The organism is Nocardia elegans NBRC 108235 (assembly GCF_001612845.1).
GTDB lineage: Bacteria > Actinomycetota > Actinomycetes > Mycobacteriales > Mycobacteriaceae > Nocardia > Nocardia nova.
This window is the reverse complement of the sequence record NZ_BDBF01000043.1, coordinates 53058-73018: the sequence shown is the minus strand read 5'-3', so window position 1 is coordinate 73018 and position 19961 is coordinate 53058. Positions and strand designations below refer to the sequence as shown.

21 protein-coding genes are annotated in these 19961 nt (G+C 61.9%); 20 read left to right on the top strand and 1 reads right to left on the bottom strand.

The window, feature by feature from the left end:
• The first annotated feature begins 1147 nt into the window (after positions 1-1147).
• From NE2_RS35980 to NE2_RS26595, 11 genes are all read left to right on the top strand, one after another.
• The gene (locus tag NE2_RS35980; RefSeq protein ID WP_146165369.1) at positions 1148-3574 is read left to right on the top strand and encodes a hypothetical protein; all 2427 of its coding nucleotides are present in this window, start codon (positions 1148-1150) and stop codon (positions 3572-3574) included.
• A 60-nt stretch (positions 3575-3634) separates the two neighbouring features.
• A complete protein-coding gene (locus tag NE2_RS26635) occupies positions 3635-4168 on the top strand; it encodes a hypothetical protein (RefSeq protein ID WP_063030486.1) in 534 nt (177 codons plus the stop codon).
• A gap of 1328 nt (positions 4169-5496) precedes the next feature.
• Positions 5497-6204, top strand: coding sequence for a PE-PPE domain-containing protein (locus tag NE2_RS26630; protein WP_063030484.1), 708 nt, complete (start codon positions 5497-5499; stop codon positions 6202-6204).
• A gap of 42 nt (positions 6205-6246) precedes the next feature.
• Positions 6247-6972, top strand: coding sequence for a hypothetical protein (locus NE2_RS26625; protein WP_146165368.1), 726 nt, complete (start codon positions 6247-6249; stop codon positions 6970-6972).
• A 291-nt stretch (positions 6973-7263) separates the two neighbouring features.
• A complete protein-coding gene (locus tag NE2_RS26620) occupies positions 7264-7479 on the top strand; it encodes a hypothetical protein (protein WP_063030480.1) in 216 nt (71 codons plus the stop codon).
• Positions 7479-7934: a phage tail termination protein gene (locus tag NE2_RS26615; RefSeq protein WP_063030478.1), complete on the top strand. Its 456-nt coding sequence runs from the start codon at positions 7479-7481 to the stop codon at positions 7932-7934. Before NE2_RS26620 ends, NE2_RS26615 begins: the two co-directional genes overlap by 1 nt.
• Before the next feature lie 98 nt (positions 7935-8032).
• Positions 8033-8953, top strand: coding sequence for a phage tail tube protein (locus NE2_RS35975; protein ID WP_063030476.1), 921 nt, complete (start codon positions 8033-8035; stop codon positions 8951-8953).
• A 191-nt stretch (positions 8954-9144) separates the two neighbouring features.
• Positions 9145-9321, top strand: a complete 177-nt coding sequence (locus NE2_RS35970) for a hypothetical protein (RefSeq protein ID WP_157110969.1) — start codon at positions 9145-9147, stop codon at positions 9319-9321.
• Positions 9322-9360: 39 nt separating this feature from the next.
• The gene (locus NE2_RS26605) at positions 9361-9675 is read left to right on the top strand and encodes a hypothetical protein (protein WP_063030474.1); all 315 of its coding nucleotides are present in this window, start codon (positions 9361-9363) and stop codon (positions 9673-9675) included.
• A gap of 167 nt (positions 9676-9842) precedes the next feature.
• On the top strand, positions 9843-10193 hold the full coding sequence (locus tag NE2_RS26600) for a hypothetical protein (RefSeq protein WP_063030472.1): 351 nt from the start codon (positions 9843-9845) through the stop codon (positions 10191-10193).
• Positions 10194-10200: 7 nt separating this feature from the next.
• Positions 10201-10590, top strand: a complete 390-nt coding sequence (locus NE2_RS26595) for a hypothetical protein (protein WP_063030470.1) — start codon at positions 10201-10203, stop codon at positions 10588-10590.
• A 46-nt stretch (positions 10591-10636) separates the two neighbouring features.
• On the opposite strand, the gene NE2_RS35965 is transcribed toward NE2_RS26595, so the two are convergent.
• The gene (locus NE2_RS35965) at positions 10637-11362 is read right to left on the bottom strand and encodes a hypothetical protein (protein WP_146165367.1); all 726 of its coding nucleotides are present in this window, start codon (positions 11360-11362) and stop codon (positions 10637-10639) included.
• Between the two features lie 499 nt (positions 11363-11861).
• Between NE2_RS35965 and NE2_RS35960 the strand changes: the two genes are divergently transcribed.
• The 9 genes from NE2_RS35960 (at position 11862) to NE2_RS26560 (ending at position 19917) form a co-directional block, all read left to right on the top strand.
• Entirely contained in the window at positions 11862-13304 is a 1443-nt protein-coding gene (locus NE2_RS35960) for a hypothetical protein (protein ID WP_146165366.1), read from the top strand.
• 331 nt (positions 13305-13635) lie between these two features.
• Entirely contained in the window at positions 13636-14517 is an 882-nt protein-coding gene (locus NE2_RS26590; protein ID WP_146165365.1) for a phage tail protein, read from the top strand.
• The gene (locus NE2_RS26585; protein WP_063030466.1) at positions 14514-16196 is read left to right on the top strand and encodes a Gp37-like protein; all 1683 of its coding nucleotides are present in this window, start codon (positions 14514-14516) and stop codon (positions 16194-16196) included. The genes NE2_RS26590 and NE2_RS26585 overlap by 4 nt, the downstream gene beginning before the upstream one ends.
• A gap of 17 nt (positions 16197-16213) precedes the next feature.
• Entirely contained in the window at positions 16214-16657 is a 444-nt protein-coding gene (locus NE2_RS35220) for a phage gene 29 protein family protein (protein ID WP_084494347.1), read from the top strand.
• Positions 16654-18045 carry a hypothetical protein gene (locus NE2_RS26580; protein WP_063030464.1) on the top strand — a complete coding sequence of 464 codons (1392 nt, stop codon included), beginning with the start codon at positions 16654-16656 and terminating at the stop codon, positions 18043-18045. The genes NE2_RS35220 and NE2_RS26580 overlap by 4 nt, the downstream gene beginning before the upstream one ends.
• Before the next feature lie 39 nt (positions 18046-18084).
• The gene (locus NE2_RS26575) at positions 18085-18906 is read left to right on the top strand and encodes a glycoside hydrolase family 25 protein (RefSeq protein ID WP_063030462.1); all 822 of its coding nucleotides are present in this window, start codon (positions 18085-18087) and stop codon (positions 18904-18906) included.
• On the top strand, positions 18903-19190 hold the full coding sequence (locus tag NE2_RS26570; RefSeq protein WP_063030460.1) for a hypothetical protein: 288 nt from the start codon (positions 18903-18905) through the stop codon (positions 19188-19190). The genes NE2_RS26575 and NE2_RS26570 overlap by 4 nt, the downstream gene beginning before the upstream one ends.
• Positions 19190-19585, top strand: coding sequence for a hypothetical protein (locus tag NE2_RS26565; protein ID WP_063030458.1), 396 nt, complete (start codon positions 19190-19192; stop codon positions 19583-19585). Before NE2_RS26570 ends, NE2_RS26565 begins: the two co-directional genes overlap by 1 nt.
• Entirely contained in the window at positions 19582-19917 is a 336-nt protein-coding gene (locus NE2_RS26560) for an LtfC-like domain-containing protein (protein ID WP_063030456.1), read from the top strand. Before NE2_RS26565 ends, NE2_RS26560 begins: the two co-directional genes overlap by 4 nt.
• Positions 19918-19961 lie beyond the last annotated feature (44 nt).

Here is a 19961-nt window from a genome sequence, read left to right as displayed (position 1 = left end):
AGGATTCCATGGCCGCTGTCACCGCCGTACGGGCCAGGGCGCAGCCTCGAAATCAGCCATTTACGTGCGATGTTGGTAGCTTCTCCGCTGTTTGTCACAGTGAGTGGTAGTAGGCTTACGCCGTCGGAGATCGTTCGAAGAGACCTGACGATATCCGGTCCGGAGAGGGTCGAATCCCTGTTGATCGATCTTCTTCGATGAGCAAATCGCGTGTTGCCGCCCTGTTTTGGGGAGGTCTGGCGTCTTCCCTGCTGGATTCGGATCGTCGCGTCTGAACGAGTAGCGCTACATCGCAGAGTTTTCCGACTTGCGACACGCCCCCGATGAAATGACTATCCCCACAACGCAACGGGGCGGGCGAGCGCGTCGCAGCATGTCTTCACCGACCATGGTCTGCATAGTCGCGCGGCCGGCGCTCGCGGCCATGCAGTGAAGAACGCTGTCCCGCCCTGGCATTCATCGCCGGGGCGGGACAACACGGACCCTGTACCGGACTGGCGCTCTTCCCCTCAGGGGTTGCAGGTGGAGCGGAAGTGGGCCGGTCATCCACCCTTATCGTTAAAACGGACCGTGAGTCTGTTTGCTGACACTTTCCGAAAAGGCCTGCACAGGCACAGTCTTGACCTGTTTGTGGCACCGGTGATCAGGTTCATGGTTCGTTCAATGTGCCCGAGCGGCGTAACTACCTGACCACATCCGGCCGCATAACGGATCGATTCTGGCATCGACTGTCGCGCCAGTGCTGCCCGCCGCGCAATCCGCAGCAATTCGGTCGACCGTTGTTTCGGACTTCTACCCGGCGTGACTGCGCTGGCCGGCTGCGATCCGGCAGGCCTAAACGCCCCGCAGTGCACAGATCACAGCCAGCCCTAATCCCGCGGTTAGATCCTCGCCGGCGCACCGCTCAAACTTCAGATCCGATCCTCTCATCGGGCATCGCACCGAAAGATGCTGGGCAACAGAGATATTGAGTAGATCTCGCCGCTGTGGCCAGCAAGCGCACCGAAAGTCCACCGTCGCAGAAGGGCTCTCGGAATGCACTCCTCCGTGGTGCCGCATGTCCGGCGGCTGGCCGCTGAAGTCTGCGATGCGGAGGACCCGATCTCAAACCTTTTGCTCATTTCGAGATAAGCCAGTGAGGAACGCCATGGGCTCACCACCGACTGATAGTTCTGCTAACCCCTACCTCAACGATCCGCTGTGGACCACTCTGGCTGCAGCGGATCGTCAGCGTAAGCAGAAGGAAGTACCGCCGACTGCCAGCGCCCCTACTTCATCGTCGCCGTCCTCCGCAAACTCGAAGAATCTCAGTGATGCGGACAGACGGAAACTCGAAACCCTCGGCATCATGCCGAGAACCAGTCCCAGCGCGCCGCCGGCTTTCGGTGGTCTGCCGGATGCGTTGACGATCGTCAACAACGGCGGGCTGAAGGACAGTCAGCCACTGCTTCTTCCGAGCGGGGCCAGCGTCGAATCCCACTCCCAGACCGTCGATCCCGATACAACACGGACGACGACGACAACGACCTATCACGGCCAAACCTATTCCACTTTTCAGACCAAGCAACACGTGGACCTTGGCAACGGGAAAAGCAACGACTATGTCTTCGGTCCCGACGATCAGCTAACCGGTTTCACCGTCCGTTCCGGCGGGATCACCCACGCATACGTTCCGCAATATGACAGCCGCGGAGAGCGTATCCCTGGCCGCTACGTGCAGGAGGGCTCCGATCCCGCCTGGTTCGCGCAAGTATCGGTCGACGCAACAGGCCGTCCCAAAGTCACAGAAATCCCGTCGTTAAAACAGCAGCAGGCTCTCGACGCCTACATGACCGGTGGGGCATCGGGGACTCTGCCTGGCGAGCTCGATCAGAATCGTCGCTCCGACCCTCTGGTGCAGGCTCTGCTCAACCCGCATGGCACGCCGCTTTCGCCGAACGAACTCGCGGCGGCAGAGGATGCGCTCTCGAAACGGCAGCAGAACACCGACTACCACCCTGGAGCATTCGAGCGGTTCAGCAACAAATACACCCAGGCGATCGAACAGACGGCCAAGGGACCGGCCGCATTGTTCGGGCTTGCAGGCCATGGCGCGCCCAGTGTGGCCGACGCCTGGAAAGGCCTCGGCAAACAGGTCGAGATCGGCGTCCTTCTCGGCGCCGGTGCACTCGGCGGCGACCCGATCGGCGGATACGAACTAGCGAACTCGGGGAACGTGCCGGGATTGAACAAGGGCGAAACCCGCCAAATCCTCGCCGGCACAGCGAAGGGCCTCACAGGTTGGGACGACTTCGCCAGAGGCGACGTCGCGGGTGGAATCGGCACGATCGTCGGCAATATCGTCGGCGGAGCCGCGGTTGGTGTCGTCACCGACGGCGCCGGGAGCGCACTGGGCGCGACAGCCCGCGCAAGCGGCCTCGCCGACGCCGCATCCGCTGCAGCTCAAGCAACCATCGACCGCGTCGGAAATCTCACGGACCGGCTACCGCGCCGCGACGTCGCTCCTCCGACACGAGACCCCAGATTCGGCCCAGGAACCCCCCACCGGGACCAACCTTGGGACACGAGGGGCGGCCAGACACCTCCCGCACCCGATGAATCGGGCGGAGCATTGCCTTCTGTCGCGTCGAACACCGAGCGGCCGGGCTCGCGCGGTACGCCGTCTCAGAATGGAGGCGGATTCGCGTTCGCAGAGGATGCCACGCCCGATGCGATTGAGGCTTACGAGCGCATTGCAAATTCTCCGGGAGATGTACCGTCGGCAGCGCGCAATACCGGGCTGGACGAGCGTATTGTGGAAGAAGCATGGCAGAATCTTTTCGTGCGCGAGCATACGGTGGTTCGTGGTCCGGATGAAGTCGAGGTGGGGCGCTTTACTCCGAACAAAAGCTATTCAGACTTGTGGGACCAGGCGTCACGAGGAGAGCTGGACAAAGGGTCGGAAGGTTATTACCAATTTCGGTCCCTTATCGCTCACGAGTATGTCGAATCAAAATTGATGGAGCTCGGATTACAGTATATGTCTACGGCTCCCGAGGCTTGGGGTGAATTTGGGCCCAGCTTATCGTTGGACCATCCAGGCGCGCATTTGTTAGCCCCGCGTTCAACCCAGTCGAGCCCAGACGCAGATCTTTTGTCTCATTGGAAGCGTCATGGACTTGAGCCGCCTGAAGACGGAATCGTTCCAGACCTGTCCAATCTCGATGAAGTCGTGAGGCGAGCACTCAATGGCATTCCGCGGTCGGCCCTCAGGGCTCCTCGGGACGGTAGTCATGGTCAAGCCCGTTCTATTGCGTTGGATGTGTCCGTAAACGTAAGACGACGAGAAGTGGAAAATGTCCAGCCTCCGCAGATCGCAGACTTTGACGCAATGATCATGGGCGTTCGATCCTCGATCTATACTGTAAGGCGGCTGTTTGCGCCAGGGGTGCCGCTAACCAAGGTGCCACGTCGCCGCCGGTCAGTTGATCAGTCTCTACGGGTCAACATCACCCAAAAACCGATCGTCCGAGGCTGCGATATGAGTGGGGAACGGCTCAGTGAGTCAACCTATCTCTCGCATGTTCGACTGTGAATTACAATATTTGCTCTAAAGTGCGTGGTATAATCTAGACTCAAGATTTGAAAGGTTATAATGACTAATACCGGGCTCGTTGACGAAATGGTCGATCGGTTAATTTCATCGAACTGGAGTGATCCCGAACTCGCCGTAGCGCACACAAATTCGCGTCAACGCCTGGTAGCGGAGTACTTGTACAGGGTTGCGCTTTGGGTTGATATTTGCGAATTGGATCTGATCCGTGGTGAGTGGCCGTTTGTCGACCTGGCGAACCACCTCCATTGCGAGGTGCAGACCCCTCCGGCGGCGTGGGAAGAGCTTTCGTCCGCTCGCGCGAACATCTCGCCATGGGACAAGCAATTGATAAGCGCTGCGCTACGCTGGGCTGCGGTAGCCGATGCAGGGTATCAGCCAGTTGTCGAGCTTCCGGATCCATTCGAGCCCTTGATTGTTTTTTTCGGGCGCGGCGGAGGCCTCATTTGGGAAAACGGTATGTTTGATATCGGAGGCTCGATGATCGTGCTTCGAGACCCGAAATACTGGATCGATAGAGGGGGAATCCTGAAGGAACTCGGCCAGGAGTATCTTGATAGGTTAGACGACGTATAGTAAAATCCCTGCACCTTCAATGCATTGGCGGTCGTGCCGGTATACGTCAGGAATTGCCGACGGTCGGAGACTATATCTCGAACGTGGCGATTAAAATATCGCCAACCGGAACTCCCGGAATTGTGATCCGGCACACCAGACTGGGCTGCTCGCCACTTGACCGGTGACGCAGAAGCCGTGGGTACGGTGTTCGTCCCGGGGCGTTTCGCCCATAACCCGGTGCGTCAGAGCAGAAGCGAAGCTTGGCTTGACGGATCGCTTCGCGACCAGTCGTTCAAGTCGCCGGCATTGCTGTAGCTGGCGACTTGAACGACGTACCGCGTTCTCGACCAGATGCATGTCGACCGGGTTAAAGATGCTGTCGCGGAACATGTTTCACCCTCGCTGTCGATTTGTGCGGCAAGGGCTAATTCGATCTGGTCGGACACGGTGTTGTCCGCCGGCCTGTCTGGAGGCGGCTCGCGCGTTCGCTGGCCCTGTGGTGTGTGGCGAGCCATCAGGGCGCCGAAGGGGTGTTCTACCTGCGGTGTTGGCCACTTTTTCGTCGTTTGTCACAGTGGGTGGTTGTAGGCTTACGCCGTCGGAAATTGGTTCAGAAGAAATCGAACAAATATCCGTGGTCGAGAAGGTTGACTCTCGTTGCAGGCGTAGCTCCTTACCGAGCAAACGCCTTCTCCGGTTCACGCGTCCGGGAGCATTTTCGATGTTCGATTTCGGATGCCGGCAACTGAACGAGTGATACAGCGCTCCAGGGTTATGGGCGTTGGTTTCCATCCATCTCGCACGGCTCTCACCGCAAAACCGACAGACTTGCGACACGCCCCCGATGAAATGACTGTCCCCACAAAATAACGGGCCGGGGCGAGCGTGTCGCACATCGTCTTCACCGTCGCGTGTCCGCTTGGTCGCTGCCAGCGCTCGGACGCCATGCGGTGAAGACTTTTGTCCCGCTGAGGCTTTCGTCGCCAAGGATGGACAACGTGACCCGCCTCGGTGGTGTCCCGTTTCCCGCTGACCTAGCGGTGGAGATGGCGCAGAGCCGCAGAGGCGCAATTGCCCCACCCCCGGCAACCGAGCCGGGGGTGGGGCGCCCACAAACATTACGACCACCTTGACCCGCCCCGCCCGGGCCGAGCCTCCCGCATGTCCGCACCCCTGCGCGGTTGCAGGCCGCTCGGAAGCCGGGGCGATGACGGCCCCACCCGCGTTCTTCCGTTCCCGCGGGTGGGGCCGTCGCTTTCCCCGTACGTCTCGCCTCGAAAGGCCCTGCGTTGATAACAGTTCTGACCTGCCGCGGTACCGGTGAGGGACTTGCTTCCCCGGCGAACATGCTCGCTGCCGTTACCAGAAAGCTCGATCCCGCCGTCTACGAAATCGGGCTCGACATCGACTATCCGGCCGCTATCGGTCTGGTGAATCCGGATCGCTCACTGGCAGGATGTTCGGAGGAGAAATCTATCCAACTCGGTGTCACCGCCCTCGTGCGAGCGATACGAAGGACACCGAACCGGGTCGGGCTGCTCGGCTACAGCCTCGGCGCCGAGGTTGTGACTCGTTTCCTGGAAGCCAAAGCGCGGCGCGAGTTCGCGGACTGCGAGCTGGCATGGGCGGCGACTATTGCGAATCCGCTTCGGCGAGAGGGCGATTCGATCGACCCGGATCCGGTCGGATTCGGCATCAACGGCCAGCACGCACCATGGCCTGACAACATACCTACATGGGAAGTAGCCAATCCCGCGGACGGCATCACGTCGTGTCCCCCCGATTCCCCCTTGCGCACTCTGGCCGATTCGGTGTCGGCGTTCAGCTTTGCCGAACTGGGGGGCTGGACGGCTGACCTGACCGATCGCATTCGCCGAAATCGATGGCAGCCCACCGATCGTGAATGGTTGTCGCACCCGGTTCGTACGTGGTCGCTGTGGTCGCGGGCCGCCGACATGATGGCGGGCTATCTCGTCGGCGGGGCACACACCCGCGCCTATCAAAAGCTCGGGTACTGCGATCGACTCGCCGAAGTGATCAATGCCCACCGCTGAGTCCCCTAGAGCACTGGCAACATCGCCGGAAAGGTTCCCGTCGTGACCGATTTTCCAACCGTCCTGTCAAATTCTTTGTCGGGGTTCGATGCGCCGCCGGATTCGCCGGGCACCTTTGCCGATGGTGGCGAGGTCGAAGCAGGTCCGGTCACGGGTGATGACGGACTGCTGTCGGGTTCGCGCACGGGGCAGCTGGCACCGTTCCTTCAGTGGGCGTCCATGGCGCACGCTGGTGGCCGGCTGCTCGGCGATGCGATCTTTCCACGTGTCTTCGCCGAGGGCGGCGAGGTCGAGGAGCACGGGCCCGCTGATGGCGACGATGGGTTCTTGTCGCGGTCACGGCCTGGTTCGTTGTTCCCGTTTCTGCAGTGGCACAACTGGCCCAGCATTTTCGAACAGACTGCCAAACCGCTTGTGCAACTGGGCATGGACGCGTTGGCCGGCGCCGCCGCAGGGCCGGCAGGACCGGTAGTCAGCGGTGTACTGAACGCGGTGGGTACTCTGGCTGAGCAATTCAGTGCTCCGGCGCCTGCCTGGACCACACCGCCCGCCGGGATGGCCGATCCCGGTATGCGGCGGATGCCCGACTACAGTCCGCCACCGATGACCGCGATGCCGGCGGTATCCCTCGATCAGCTCGGCGCTGGTGCGCGCATCGATCGGACCATGACTGTGAATGTCTTGAAGCCGAACGGTCAGGCATCCGATCCGGGGATGTCGGAGCGGCTGCGTCGCCAGTCGGCCACCTACCTGTCCCATCTGCGGTAATACCGCTCGAAGACTTGCACACGTCGCATTGCGTGTGCCGTGAAACTCGCTCGGAGACTGCGCCTTGGCGAATCGTTCGAGTGAACTCAGGACCTGGTATCGGGATTCACCGTGTGCCAGGTCCTTCGCAGTCGAGACCCCGATCTTCGAGAGGAGGTGACGGGAAATGCTCGCTGTTGTCGAAGACATCATCAAATTGATCAGCGACCTGGTTCCGCTGGTGCTTCCGCTGTTCGGTCTGTAAACCGCAGCACGCCAACGAAATCCGGTCGTCGGAGACTGGAGGAAAACGTGACCGCTTCCGACGAATCCACGGCCCTCGCGGCCGCAATCGCCACCGATGTCCAGGTCCTCGTCGCCCGTATCGCGACGCTGAAGGCCGACGTCGATGCGCTGTCCATCCTTGCCCAGGGCGTGGCCGTCGCTGTCGACGCGGCGCGTCCGATTCCGACCGCTGGCAACCTCGGTGCCCTTGTCCGAGTCGGCCCCGCACCGGAAGCCGAGTGATGACCGGTCCGATTTATCCTGCGCCGGGGGAGTTCCCGGACTTCGAACAGTTCTTGATCGACTTGTTCACCCCGATCGCCGGCACGGTCACCACTCTGCCGGCGACCTCGGCGGAACTTCAGGCGGCACTGCCGCTGATCTGGGTCCGTAAGACGGCCGGGACCGTGGACATCAACGCGATCACCTACAAGGCGAAGGTGAGCGTGGCGGTGTTCGGAACCACTCGCGCGCAGGCGCAGCAACTGGCCGTACAGGTACGCGATGCGGTGCTGGCCGCGCCCGCGACCCGGGTGAACGGTGTGCTCGTCGACAGTGTCGAGGAAATCACCGCCGAAGAAGCCAAGTTCCACCCGCCGATTCTGCGGCGCAGCCGCGGATTGACCGAGGTGCCCGACCTCGACCCGCTCAATCAGTTGGTCGAGGTCGCCTTCTCGATCGAGGCCCGCCGCCAGTAGGCGGACGCCGACCCTGCGAAGACAGGGATATTTCACCGGCACCACTCGGTGCCGTTTCCGACCACACCCGCGTGTGCGGGTGCCTCGAATGGAGTCTCATGCCTGCCACCAATCTGACGGCGCTGAAGGCTGCGCAGCGATCGTTGCTGCTCAAGCCGCTCGACGCCGCCGTCTTCCTGGCGCCGTGGTACACCCCCGCGCCGGCAGCCTTCACCGACAGCAACGCGAACCTGCAGCCGTTGCCGTCGACGTATCAGTCGATCGGTCTGATCGACAAGAAGACCGGTGTCGCATTCGCACGCGGCATCACCGCCGCACCGATCGAGTCCTACGGTGAACTTCAGCCGGTGCGCAACGACATCACCAGCGACATCACCACCATCGAGTTCGAGCCGCAGCAGACCAATGCGCTGAGCTTGCAGCTGGCCACGAGCGCGAACTTGAAGCAGGTGATGGCCAACGCGTCCTCCGGCGAGGTGTTCTTCCCGCAGCCGACCTCGGAACAGATCACCTACTACTCCGCGATCATCATCGGCAAGGACGGCAACGACGCTGCCCCGATCTACGTGTTCAAGGTGATGCCGAAGGTCGCGGTCAGCAAATTCGGCGGCGAGCAGTGGAACCCCACCGAGGTGCTGGCCCAGAAGCTGACCCTGGTCGCGTTCAAGGACGACACCGCCGGCTACGCGGTCGCCCACGGGTTCGGCGGCGCCGGCTGGAAGCAGCTGCTGTCGGGCTCGGGCATCAACTACACCGTGAGCGCGATCACCGTTGCGCCGCTGACGCTTTCGCTAATTCATGGTGGGGCCGCGTCCGCGCCGCTGGTGGTCACCGATCAGTTCGGCGGTGTCATCCCCAACTCGTCGGTGGTGTTCAGCTCCTCGGCCGCCTCGATCGCGACCGTCGCCGCCACCGGTGCGGTCACCGGCGTGGCCGCGGGCACCGCGACGATCACCGCTTCCTACACCCCCGCGGGCGGTTCTGCGGTGACCGCGACCTGCGCGGTCACCGTCAGCTGACCGTCTGATACTTGATCGCCTCGCACATCGGCTGGCTGTCAGCCTATTTCGGCACCGCGTTCGACTGTGTCAGGTGCGAGAGGCGATCGCAGGCACCCGGCGTAGGCCGGGTTGTGGGGCGCGCCGGGTATCTCCGGTCGCGGCGCGCCCCGCCCTTTCTGTTCACATACTTCCGGAGCGAAAGAGAGTCCATGGTGTCCGCCATCCCCACTCAGTACCCTGTCACCCTCACCGACGGTGAGCGTGAGTACCCCGTCTTCACCGCGAGCGAGTACGTCAACGCCGTCTACAAGCTGGGCCACAACCTCGCTGCCGACCGCGAACTTCTGCCGGAGGCCGTCGCCGAACCCGTCGTCACGGACGAGTAATTCGACCACCCACCGATAAAGCAAACCGGAGAACCATTTATGCCGACGAACGACCCCGACCGCGGACGCTTCTACGAACTGCAGCAGCAGTTGGCGCCGTCACGCCGCGTCCCCTACCGATTGACTGAAGACATCGAAATCCATCCTGTGACCCGGGCGCAAGTGCTGGCATTGCGCAAGACCCGCGACGATGACGAGCAGATGGCTATCGTGCTCGGCGATCAGTACGAGGAGGTCGAGCAGCTGTTCGCCGATCGCCCGCACGACGAGTGGACCGCCTTCCAAACGGATCTGTACTCCCACCTGTTCGGTCAAGGCGCCGGTGATCTGCCGGGGGGATCGCAGGGCTCGTAGAGTTCTGGGACCGCTTCGGTGCCGCGCTCGACTACGACCTGCTTGAGCGCGGCATCGATGTCCGGGAATGCTTCGGGCCCAACCACATCCGAACTCGCGACTGGCGCACCATCTGGGCGTTCAAGGACAAACTTCCCCACGGCTCGCAGTATCGCTCCGCGCTGACGATGGACCGGGATCTGGCCGAACAAATGCTCGCCGCCGAGGAAGCGGCCGGCGACAACACCGCCGACGAGCCCGTCAGGCCCACACCCGAGGGCTACACGATCGACACCTATCTCCTGTTGTCGGTGATCGACGCGTTGCAGGGTGTGCAGGCCGCGGTCATCGCCTCGGCTGGCGGCGAACCGCCGCGCATTACCCCCATGCCGCGCCCGATGTCGGCGTTGGACATCATTCGCGATGAAGCACGTGATCGCTCGATCCAAAAGCTGATCGACCAATTCACCTCTTCCGTAGAGCAATTCAGCAAGAGCGGTTCGACCTCCAGCGAGGTCGTCGACGCCGAGACTCAGTAAGGACGTCATGATCTACTCGACGACACTGCCGGCGCAAGCGGCCGGAGCATCCGATGTAACCGCCCTTGCCGGCGCCTACTCGCCTGCCTTCTACAGCGGCGATACTGTGACCGACATCGAAATCGTCGCCCCCACGGGTTATCCGACCATCGTGGGGTCGGCCGCCGACAACGTGACGATCACACTGCGCCAACTGCGCGCGGGCGCGGTCGTCACCACCTTCGGTAGCTTGACGACTGCCGCGGGGATCACACTGTCACCGGAGACACCGGTTTCGATTCCCATCACCACCCAGCCAATCCTGCTAGCTGGCGACGTGATCGACGCGCGGGTTCACCAAAATGGTGCCGGCCAGGCGATAGCTGCTGGCCTGCTGGTGTCTGTCTACATCAGTTGAAGCGCTGGTCATTGGTATTACGCTGCACCTCAGGCCGATTCGCCTTTCAGGTGCGCGGCAGCAGCGGCTGGCGAGGCGCTTGGCGGCGGTGCACCCAGTTCGGTGCTGTGAGCATGGAGCGCACGTCCGAAGCTGTGGCGTTACGTGCCATCGCTGGCTCGGCTGCAAAGTATCGAAGAGTTGCAAGAAACGCGTTGACTTCGACATTCCACCACAGAACCGGTATCCGCCAACTATCTTGGCCATCTCGCAAATAATCCGGTCGGTCAGGAACGGAGTTCTCGATGACGGACTCGTGGGGGCACTGGAAAATGACGCTCGGCAGAGTTGCGCGGCTCGACACTTCGGCGAGCAATTCGACGTTGCTGATGCTCGCCCAAGGATATCGCCGATCGAGTCCCGATTTTTTGAAGGTATTGACTACGCGAAGTTCGTGCTCGCCGAACACGATGTACCTTTGTGAACGCGTGACAAATGGCAAGCACAAAATAGGGGCCAACGTTACTGCCATGACCCCTCCGGCCCAGATGAACCATCCAGGAGCTTGCCCGGTGATTCCATTCCAGATCGCAAGTATGCCAGCGCATTCGAGCAAGGCCAAGCCTTGAAAATTGGGGTTTTTTAAGGCGTTGGGGCTCAGCTTCGGCCGACCATCGCTGTTTGTGTGCACTGTCGGACGTGGGGTCTTTCCGCTACCAGAAATCAGTGCCAGTCCAAGAACCCCGGCCACCGTGGCGTTAGCGAACGATAGCCAGTGTTCTGTATAGGCCAATATGGCTCCCACGAGAAGCGCCCCGCCAGTCAATCGGCGGGCGCGAGGGGCATTCGTAGGCCACACCCGCACCCACTGATAGCCGGATGGGTTGTGGTTACTCGGTGAAGGCATTCCGGTGATGGTAATCGACGTATATCCCCATCGCTAGTGCGAGTTCCTGACGACCAGCGCATGGCGGCTGGAACGAAGCGTCGATGTTACGCAAACACATAAGAAAGGGTGGCCATTCGTGGTTGCTTGGATGAGGCGTCTGCCGCCGCCTGTTACTGGAAATGGCCCGGACCCTGGATCTGCAGATCCGCCGAATTCTCCGCCGCCATCGTCGCGAGAACTGTCTCCGATGCAGCGCGCCCTCGCAGGCTTGGACGGTCCGGACGGGCCGCCGCCGGGCGTGACAGTCGGAATTGATTCCAGTGTCGAACGTCCGGTGGTGCCGGCTGGTCCTCCCGGGAGCAGTTCTGCAACGACAGGTCTCTCGGACGGGATGGCGCAGTCGATGACCAGCAGTGTTGCGCCACCGTGGGCGAAAGCGGGGCCGAACAGCATTGAACCGGGAAGTGCGCTCGATTATCTAGGTGCACCGAACGTCAAGGATTTCGACAAGCCTGACGCGACCATCAAGTTGCCCTCGGGAACGGTGGTTCAGAACCGAACCGTAGACGTAGACGGTATTCCTACCACCACGATGACCCAAACGCTTCCCGGCGAGGCGTCATCTGTGCTGTCGATAACGAAGCATATGCAGGGGTCGCTCCCCGGGACTGGTTGGGGAGCCTCTTATGACCTGACCATGGACAGTCAGGGCAAGCCCACTGGTATTGAGATCCACGGCGGTAAGTCTGCTAGGTCGATAAGGTACGACGACAAAGGAGTGCCGACCGTCGAATTTGAAGGCGCCAACGGCTCTACATTCACTTGGACACCCACCGTTGCCGACTTCCAGGCTGGCGGCAGTGGTGGCGGGACCGGGACTGTGTATGACATAACTCGCGCCCTGATGAAGGACAGTCAGGATTTACCGGACAGTTGGCAGCCGTGGACCCGCGACTATTCGCTTGGTCCGCTAGGAGGCTTCAGTCGGCTGGGTCCGGCGGTGGCGCTCTTCGCTGCAGCGCCATCGATCTCAGCCGACCTCAAGCAGGGCATGCCGGCGTCCGAGGCGTATACGTCCGAACTCGGTGGTGCGCTCGTCGGGTACGCGGCTGGGTCTGCGGCAGGCGGGGCAGCAGCTGAATGGAGCACAGCCCTCGTCGGCGCGGAGATCGGCGGTGCTGCTGGGTCGGCGGCTCCAGTCGTCGGGACTGCCGTAGGCATTGCGGCGGGTGCTGTCGTCGGAGCAGTGGCCGGCTATTTGGCTACGAAGAGCATCCAAAAGGGAATGGAGGCGGCGGCTTCTCCTTCGAAACAAGACAGATATAACTTGATTCTTCCCGATGACCCCGCCTATCTCGGGAGTTTTCTAGCTCAGAGCAATGCACAGCATCCAGATTGGGCGAAGGGCAAGAATATTCCGTCAGCAGATAGTTCCCATCCGGATGCCTCTCGCAAGGCCTATGACGATTGGAAGAGCCAGCGAGACGGCATCACGTCGAAGCTATCCGGCGCGAAGCCTGGTAAGCATGCCGATGGCGGCAGTGTAAGTGGTCCGGGCTCATCGATCGGCGATAAGATTCCGGCGTGGTTGTCAGATGGCGAGTTCGTCATGAATGCTCGATCAACGTCGGTGAATCGCCCCTTCTTGCAGGCGCTCAACTCGGATCCGTTCTTTCTGCAGAAGGTTCTTGCGGAACGATTGCGGCCCCCTGTGATTGGCACTCCATCGCAGCCTGCGTCTGCGGCACAGCCGGCCGTGGTGAATATCTCCGCTTCGGACTCGGGGGACGTCGTTGGTCGGCTTAAGGTTCTCTCTATGCAGTGGGAGCTCATGCATTCTCGCTGACGCCCGGCCTAGCGCAAAAGGGGACTTGAGCGTTCGGTCGGTTAATCGCCGCCGACCTTTTCGATCCTGACCATGGCGAACTGAACTATCTGTGTTCTTTCCGATCGCGCTCGAACCGTACTAGTCGGGCAATCGCGGTCTCAAGCTGGACTCTTTCTTCTGTCGTACGGCGCTCGGATTGGGCAGCCATTTGATGGAGATATCTCGCTGCGTTGAACTTGGTGTACGAATAATGCAACTTTACGGTGCGCGGAGAAAAGATATGGCGGCGCCCCGAATAGGGCAGGTTTTCATTCCTGTGTCAAATCAAAATCAGAATTGAGGTGAGGTTGTGGCATCGAATGCCGCGATGATCACGGTGACCGGGGTCGATGGATCGCAGTGGACGATCGCCGGCCTGGGGCGCGGCCGTGAAGGAGTGGAGTTGGCGACCGCGCCGAGTGGGTTGTACGACGCTCCGGTGACAACGATCTGGAATCAGTCGGCATTCCAGATCGGGTCGTCGTTCGGGGGATATCGGACGAACAAGCGCGATGTGGTCTTTGCAGTCAACGTATTTCAGACCGCTGGGCAGTCGTGGGAGGCGGTGGACAGTGCCTGGCGTAAGGCCTGGGCCTACGACCGTGATGCGACTCTGACGATCACGACCGATTTCGGGACGCGGTCGCTGGCGTTGCGTCTGTCCGAGCAGCCGGATTTCAAACCGGAGAAGGACCCGCATCTGAAGATGTGGGGCAAGGTCGTGATGACGTGTACCGCGGGTAATCCGTGGTGGGTGGAGTCGGATGTGACCAGCACTTGGTCCTCGGTGGTGGACACCTCTGGTGGCCGAATCGATTCGGGCACAGTGGCTGTCGCAAACCCGACCGATCAGCCGATGTGGTTGAAGTGGGTGTGTTCGGCGCCGGGGAAATGGACTTTGCCCGATTTTTCGTGGATTCCCAATGACCGTGACGCCCAGCGGGTTGTCATTTTGCCGCATACGACGGCTGGACAGGATCTGACGGTCGATACCGATCCGATGGAGGAGATGATCGCCGCCGCCGACGGATCCCAAATCTGGGCGTTGATGAACGGTGTCAGTTTCCTCTACGCGGTGCCTCCGTATACGCCGTCGACATCGATCCCGATAACGGTGACTGGAGCGCCGGTCGGAGCATCGGTGATGGTCGTCCAACCACGGAACTGGTCGCGGCCGTGGGGGCTGCAATGACCGTTGCGACACAGCTTCCCGAGATCTTCGCCGACGCGCAGGCCGCGAAAGCATCACGCAAACGACAGCGTTTCGCCCGGCCACTGGTTCGGCTGTGGGACGGCGACTGGAACCTGCGAGGTATCTGCGGTGCGGAGATCAGCGCTGACTTTCGGTGGGTGCTCAATCAGGCCGGCACCGGCATTTTGACTCTGCCCGTGGACAATTACCTGGCCGAATGGGCAGTCGATATCAACGGTCGCACGACTCAAAACGTCCACATCACTGTCGACAAGGACGGTGCGCGCTGGGACGGCAGGCTGGAGAAGGCCGTCTTGGCCACAGACGAACACGGCGTGACCACTGTCGAGTTGATGTTCATGCACTCCTACCAGGAGCTCAAACACATCTACTGCTGGTCGAATCCCTTTCTTCCTGCGGCAGTGCAGTTTCCGCGTGAGTTCCTGCTCGCCGGGCCGAGCGTGTGGGTGCTCAAAACAGCGCTGTTCGTGAACCTGCTTCGATTGCAGGGGCAGCTGAGCTGGGCATTGCCGGCCGATCCGATCGACATCAATCAGTGGGCATCGCTGGATATGTCGAACTGGCCCGTGGTGGTCGTCCCGACCGCATACGCGACCGACACTTCGATCTGGACCATCTTCGGATCCCGGTTCAAGAACTTCCACGAAGCAGCGGCCGGAACCTTGGAATCGGCACAGCTCGCGGTGACGACCCGACGCTGGCTGCAGGGCGACCCGCCGCCGTGGCCGGGAGCAAACCTGCGCAACGGCGCACTCGTGATCGACATCGTCGACAAATCCGGCTTCACGACCGGGACCAGCACCAGCGGAAACGTCTGGGACGGGCTGCAGCACACGATCGAAATGTTCGAAAGCGACTGGCTGGGAATGAGTTCCAATGTCCTGCCCGACCCGGACGCGCCAGCGCTGTACAAGAACCCCGGTTGGATGGGCACATTGCCATCCAATCCCTGGGTGGTCTACCGGCAGAACGAGTACTCGGGGATTCAGACCTCGCAGTTCGTCATCGCTCCCTCGTCGTCGGTGCAGATCCTCACCGGCGGGCATTCGGCGCCTGGCGTCAATGAGGCGATTTCGTCGGCGATTCAGTTCTGCGGCATGATCATCGGCGGCCTGCTCGGCGAGGTGCCCTACGCCGGCCCGCTGCTCCAGGGTGTCGCCAACGGCGCCACCGAGGTCGTCAATACGATCGCGATGGCCTTGCTGTCGGACACCTTGCTGGCCTGGGTCCAGTACGAGGCTCCCGACCGCGCGGCAGCGTCGGGTTGGTCGCACTACTACGAGCACTTCGAAACCAGCGCCGACCGTGCCTACACCCTCGGTTCGTTGCTGACGCTCGGCGAGGGCCTGTGGAAGACCCGCCGCCATTTCACCCACAAGTTCACTGTCGCGAACGGTCAGCCCTATTTGATCGGGGACCAGGGAATGGGTCACTTTTTCCTCGGCGATCGTGTCGGCTCCACCGTCAAGGGGATGCCTGCCGGCTCCATATATGTCGATCAGGTCACCGAACTCGAGCTGGCGTGGTCTCGCACCGCCAGCCCGGCATGGCAGATCACCGTCGGCACCGATCACGACCACGACATGCCGTTTGCCAAGTCGATGCGGGTGATCGCCGACATCGTCGACGAAATCCACGAGCTTGCTGTCCAGATGTAACCAGGAGACGACTATTCATGTCCATCCCTACCTATGACGACTGCGATCCGAACAATCCACACGAGGCGTTCACCTGGGCGCTGGTCGGATTGCCGGGCCCGCGGAATGCGCCGCTGATGGTCCACCCCGATGTGCTTCGGCAATGGTCGAAGCACCTGTGGGACCTAGGGTTTCGACACGACCCGCAGGCGCAGACCAAGGAATATCACCATCCCGCACGCGGAGTTACCCACTGGCTCAACGGGTCCGGGCGATGGGTTCCGGCCGGAACCCCAGCACCGGCTGAAGTTTCTGCACCCGATATGGCCCAGCTCACCGCCGACGAGCGCGCACACGTAGTGCAGCAACTGCGTGAGTCAGGAGAGCTCGCGCACTTGGTCGACGCGCGTGATCTACCGCCCAATCTGGCAACAGCCACAACCATCGAGCAGCCGCCGGCCGATGAACAGGCAGCGCGATGACCTCGCCGGACAAGCGGGTCCCGGCGGGAGCATATGCGGGCCCGGCCGGCACTGGCGCGGGTCTTCCCAGCCTGCAGAAACTGACGTGGCAGTCGGCACAGCAGTCGATCATCTCCGGTGTCATGCAGTCGTTCCAGGGCGTCGGCGCCGCCACCACGAATATCAACAACGCGACCACACAGGCGATGTCGGCCGCCACCGCTGCGGCCGTGGGAGCGTCGGGCGCTCAGTCGACGGCCACAGCCGCGCAAGACACCTCGACCGCCAACGCCTCGGCCATCGCCGCGCTGCAAACCCAGCAGCAGCAGACCCAAGTCGGCGGAGCCTCGGTGACCGACAATTTCTCCAGCTGGAACACCGCGTCCTGGGCGACGTTCAGATCCGGCCCGGTCGCCGACGTGAGCGTCGTCAACGGCCAGGCGGGAATCACCAAGTCGGGTAATACCGGCAATGGAAGCGTCGGGGCACTGTGGAAGACACCACTGCTGACCGATTCGGAATCAGTGTCGGTGGTCTTGGGAGCAGTGAACCAGGCCGGCTCCAACGACCTCGGCAGCGGGCCTGTGATCCGCGCAGCCGCCGACCTGTCGTCGTTCGTGTGGGCGGCGGTATCTACGACCAGCGTTGCGCTCGGCTACGGCGTCAGAAGCGGCGGCACCACCACCTTCACCCAGTGGGTCGGGGGCAGTCAATTCTCGATTTCCACCGGCGATACGATCACCCTGACCGCTGTGGGAAACAGCTACACCGTGCAGATCAACGGTGTCGGCGCTCTCAACTATCACGACGCGTCGGCGGTCTCACCGGTTGGCAGCACCAACCGTTGGGTCGGCTTCATCAGTACGTATCTGCAGCAGAGCTCTGCCTGGGGAACGTCCAGCTATTACGGCTTCGATTTCGATTCGTTCGCCGCGGCCGACACCGCCTCGCCTCCGATCGTGGGAACCGGTTGGTCGCTGTACCGGCAGAACACCTCCAGCGTCGCGCAGAGTGCCGGGGCCAACGTTTTGACTGCGCCTGTTTTCGATACTGTCCGCCAGACCAACAACATCAATCTCATCGATCTCGGTACCGGTCAGATTCAGGTGACGAAATCAGGTTGGTACGTGATCAGCGTCGGCTTCCAGTGGGACACAGCCGCTGGATCCAATCCCTACTGGACCGTGCTGTATACGGCGCCGGCGGCGGGCGGGACATGGACTGCGATGCGCTTCGCCGGTGAAGCGATGGGCAGCAACCAGTACGACACGAGTGCGACCTTTGTGGTCTTTCTCGGTGCCGGAACCGTCTGCGCCCCCGGATTCCAATCCGGACAGAGCGCCGGCGTGCGCGGCGACGCCGGCGGCGTGGCCACCTTCTTCGACGGCACCTTGTGCTCATTCTCCTGAGATCCCTGCCGTCACGACGCCTTCTATGGGAGTGAGAAAGTGACGATCTTCGGAATCGACATATCCAATAACAACGGTCCCGATATAGACCTGGCCCAGGTGAAGGCCGAAGGTTTCGACTTCGTCTTCGCCAAAGTATCCGAGGGCGACTACTTCGTCGACCACACCTGGCCGGCATACCGGCAGGCAGCACACGCCGCAGGACTACTCGTGGCTGGTTACCACTACGTACGCGCGGACTGCGACATCGACCGGCAGGCAGCACTGTTCACTGAACATCTGGGCGGAGCACCCGCGATGCTGGACTTCGAAGCGAATTCTGGCGAGATGTCGGTGTTCTGGGCGCTGTGCCGGGCGATCAACGCGCGCGGCGTGACGGTGAGTTTGAGCTACATTCCGCGCTGGTACGCCCAGCAGATCGGATCGCCCGACCTCGCCCAGGTGCCCGGACTTATCCAATCGAGCTATGTCGGTGGTACCGGATTCGCCGCCGCCCTCTATCCGGGGGATAGCTCACCGTACTGGAACGGCTTCTGCGGCAGAGCTGTCGACATTCTTCAGTTCACCGATGCCGCACAGGTAGCCGGGCACGCCGTCGATGCCAACGCGTTTCGCGGCACCGTCGAGGACCTGCGGCGACTTTTGACATCCACATCGACCACGACGGGAGCTCTCATGGCCCTCACCGATGCCCAACAGGCAGACCTGTATCAAAAGGTTCAAGACATCTGGGCGCAGCTGCTCGGACCGACCGGACACGGATGGCCCCAGCTGGGCGCCACCGCCGACGGCCAGAACCTCACCCTGGTCGACGCGGTCGCCGACCTGCGTGCCGGTACTACGCCGAAGACCGCACCGTGACAGCGGGGGATGCCTTAGCCACGAACGCCAAGGCAGTCGTCTCTGTCATCGGCGGTCTGATCAACCTCGTGGCCGTGGCCGTCGTGTTGTTTCGCTACGCACCGGCGACCGTGGCTCAGTCCGGCGCAGGGCTGGTCACCGCCATGGAGATGGCCCGTAGCTTCAACGTCTGGTACGTCAGAAACCGTCCGGTCATCGCCACAGCAGCCCACGCTGGAGCGGAGTTGGTAGCCGCGATCGGACAACCGGAGACCGAGCAGGCCGGCGAGTCCGGGGGCGCTTGATGCCGTTGGTCGAGACAACGGTGCTGAGTACCGCCACCTTTCTCGGCGGCAGCGGCGCTGCGGCGTTCTTCTCCTGGCTGCGCGCCCGCAAACGTGACCCGGTCGAGAATCTGCGCAACGAAGTCGCCGCCGCCAAAGATGTCAACGACATCGCCCTGGCCACCCTGACGCGGGTTTCGACCGAACTGCGAGCGGTCACGCACCGCTTGGACGCGGTAGAGGCGGCCCAAGAGGCATCGATCCGCGAATTGGACCGCGTCACAGGGCTTTTCCGTGAGGCGCTGGCCGTGCTACGAGGCGTGATCGAAGCCGCGCAATCCGGGCACATCCCGGAACTGCACCTGTCTCCGGAGCTGATGAACGAGGTCCAACACCACCATCAAGGAGTCATATGACCACACCGACCGATCCCGGATTTCTCGGATACCAACCAACGATCGAACCGCTGAAACTCACGACCGGCGCCAGCTTCGTTCAAACCATTCAGCCGTCGGGCGGCGCTGTATTCCCCAACGGTACAACGGTTTCCATTGTGCTGACCGCACCCGGAGGCGCAGCATTGGACGCCTGGCCCGCGACGGTGACGCCGACCGCGGCCACGTGGGCTGTACCGAGCGCGATCAGCGACGCCATCCCGGCCAATTCGCGCTACACGATGCTGGTGACCTATCCGACCACCCCCGCGACCACCTATGCGTGGTACGAGGGCGCGGTCGTGCGTACCTGAGATCCGCGACATTCACTTTCCCTCCAATCGGTTCGGGCCACAGG

Coding starts and splice junctions, on each gene's coding strand:
- NE2_RS35220 (WP_084494347.1), top strand. CDS start 16,214: ATGTCCATCCCTACCTATGACGACTGCGATCCGAACAATCCACACGAG.
- NE2_RS35960 (WP_146165366.1), top strand. CDS start 11,862: ATGACCAGCAGTGTTGCGCCACCGTGGGCGAAAGCGGGGCCGAACAGC.
- NE2_RS26600 (WP_063030472.1), top strand. CDS start 9,843: ATGGACCGGGATCTGGCCGAACAAATGCTCGCCGCCGAGGAAGCGGCC.
- NE2_RS35970 (WP_157110969.1), top strand. CDS start 9,145: ATGGTGTCCGCCATCCCCACTCAGTACCCTGTCACCCTCACCGACGGT.
- NE2_RS26605 (WP_063030474.1), top strand. CDS start 9,361: ATGCCGACGAACGACCCCGACCGCGGACGCTTCTACGAACTGCAGCAG.
- NE2_RS35980 (WP_146165369.1), top strand. CDS start 1,148: ATGGGCTCACCACCGACTGATAGTTCTGCTAACCCCTACCTCAACGAT.
- NE2_RS26565 (WP_063030458.1), top strand. CDS start 19,190: ATGCCGTTGGTCGAGACAACGGTGCTGAGTACCGCCACCTTTCTCGGC.
- NE2_RS26585 (WP_063030466.1), top strand. CDS start 14,514: ATGACCGTTGCGACACAGCTTCCCGAGATCTTCGCCGACGCGCAGGCC.
- NE2_RS26615 (WP_063030478.1), top strand. CDS start 7,479: ATGACCGGTCCGATTTATCCTGCGCCGGGGGAGTTCCCGGACTTCGAA.
- NE2_RS26560 (WP_063030456.1), top strand. CDS start 19,582: ATGACCACACCGACCGATCCCGGATTTCTCGGATACCAACCAACGATC.
- NE2_RS26595 (WP_063030470.1), top strand. CDS start 10,201: ATGATCTACTCGACGACACTGCCGGCGCAAGCGGCCGGAGCATCCGAT.
- NE2_RS26580 (WP_063030464.1), top strand. CDS start 16,654: ATGACCTCGCCGGACAAGCGGGTCCCGGCGGGAGCATATGCGGGCCCG.
- NE2_RS26630 (WP_063030484.1), top strand. CDS start 5,497: ATGCTCGCTGCCGTTACCAGAAAGCTCGATCCCGCCGTCTACGAAATC.
- NE2_RS26635 (WP_063030486.1), top strand. CDS start 3,635: ATGACTAATACCGGGCTCGTTGACGAAATGGTCGATCGGTTAATTTCA.
- NE2_RS35975 (WP_063030476.1), top strand. CDS start 8,033: ATGCCTGCCACCAATCTGACGGCGCTGAAGGCTGCGCAGCGATCGTTG.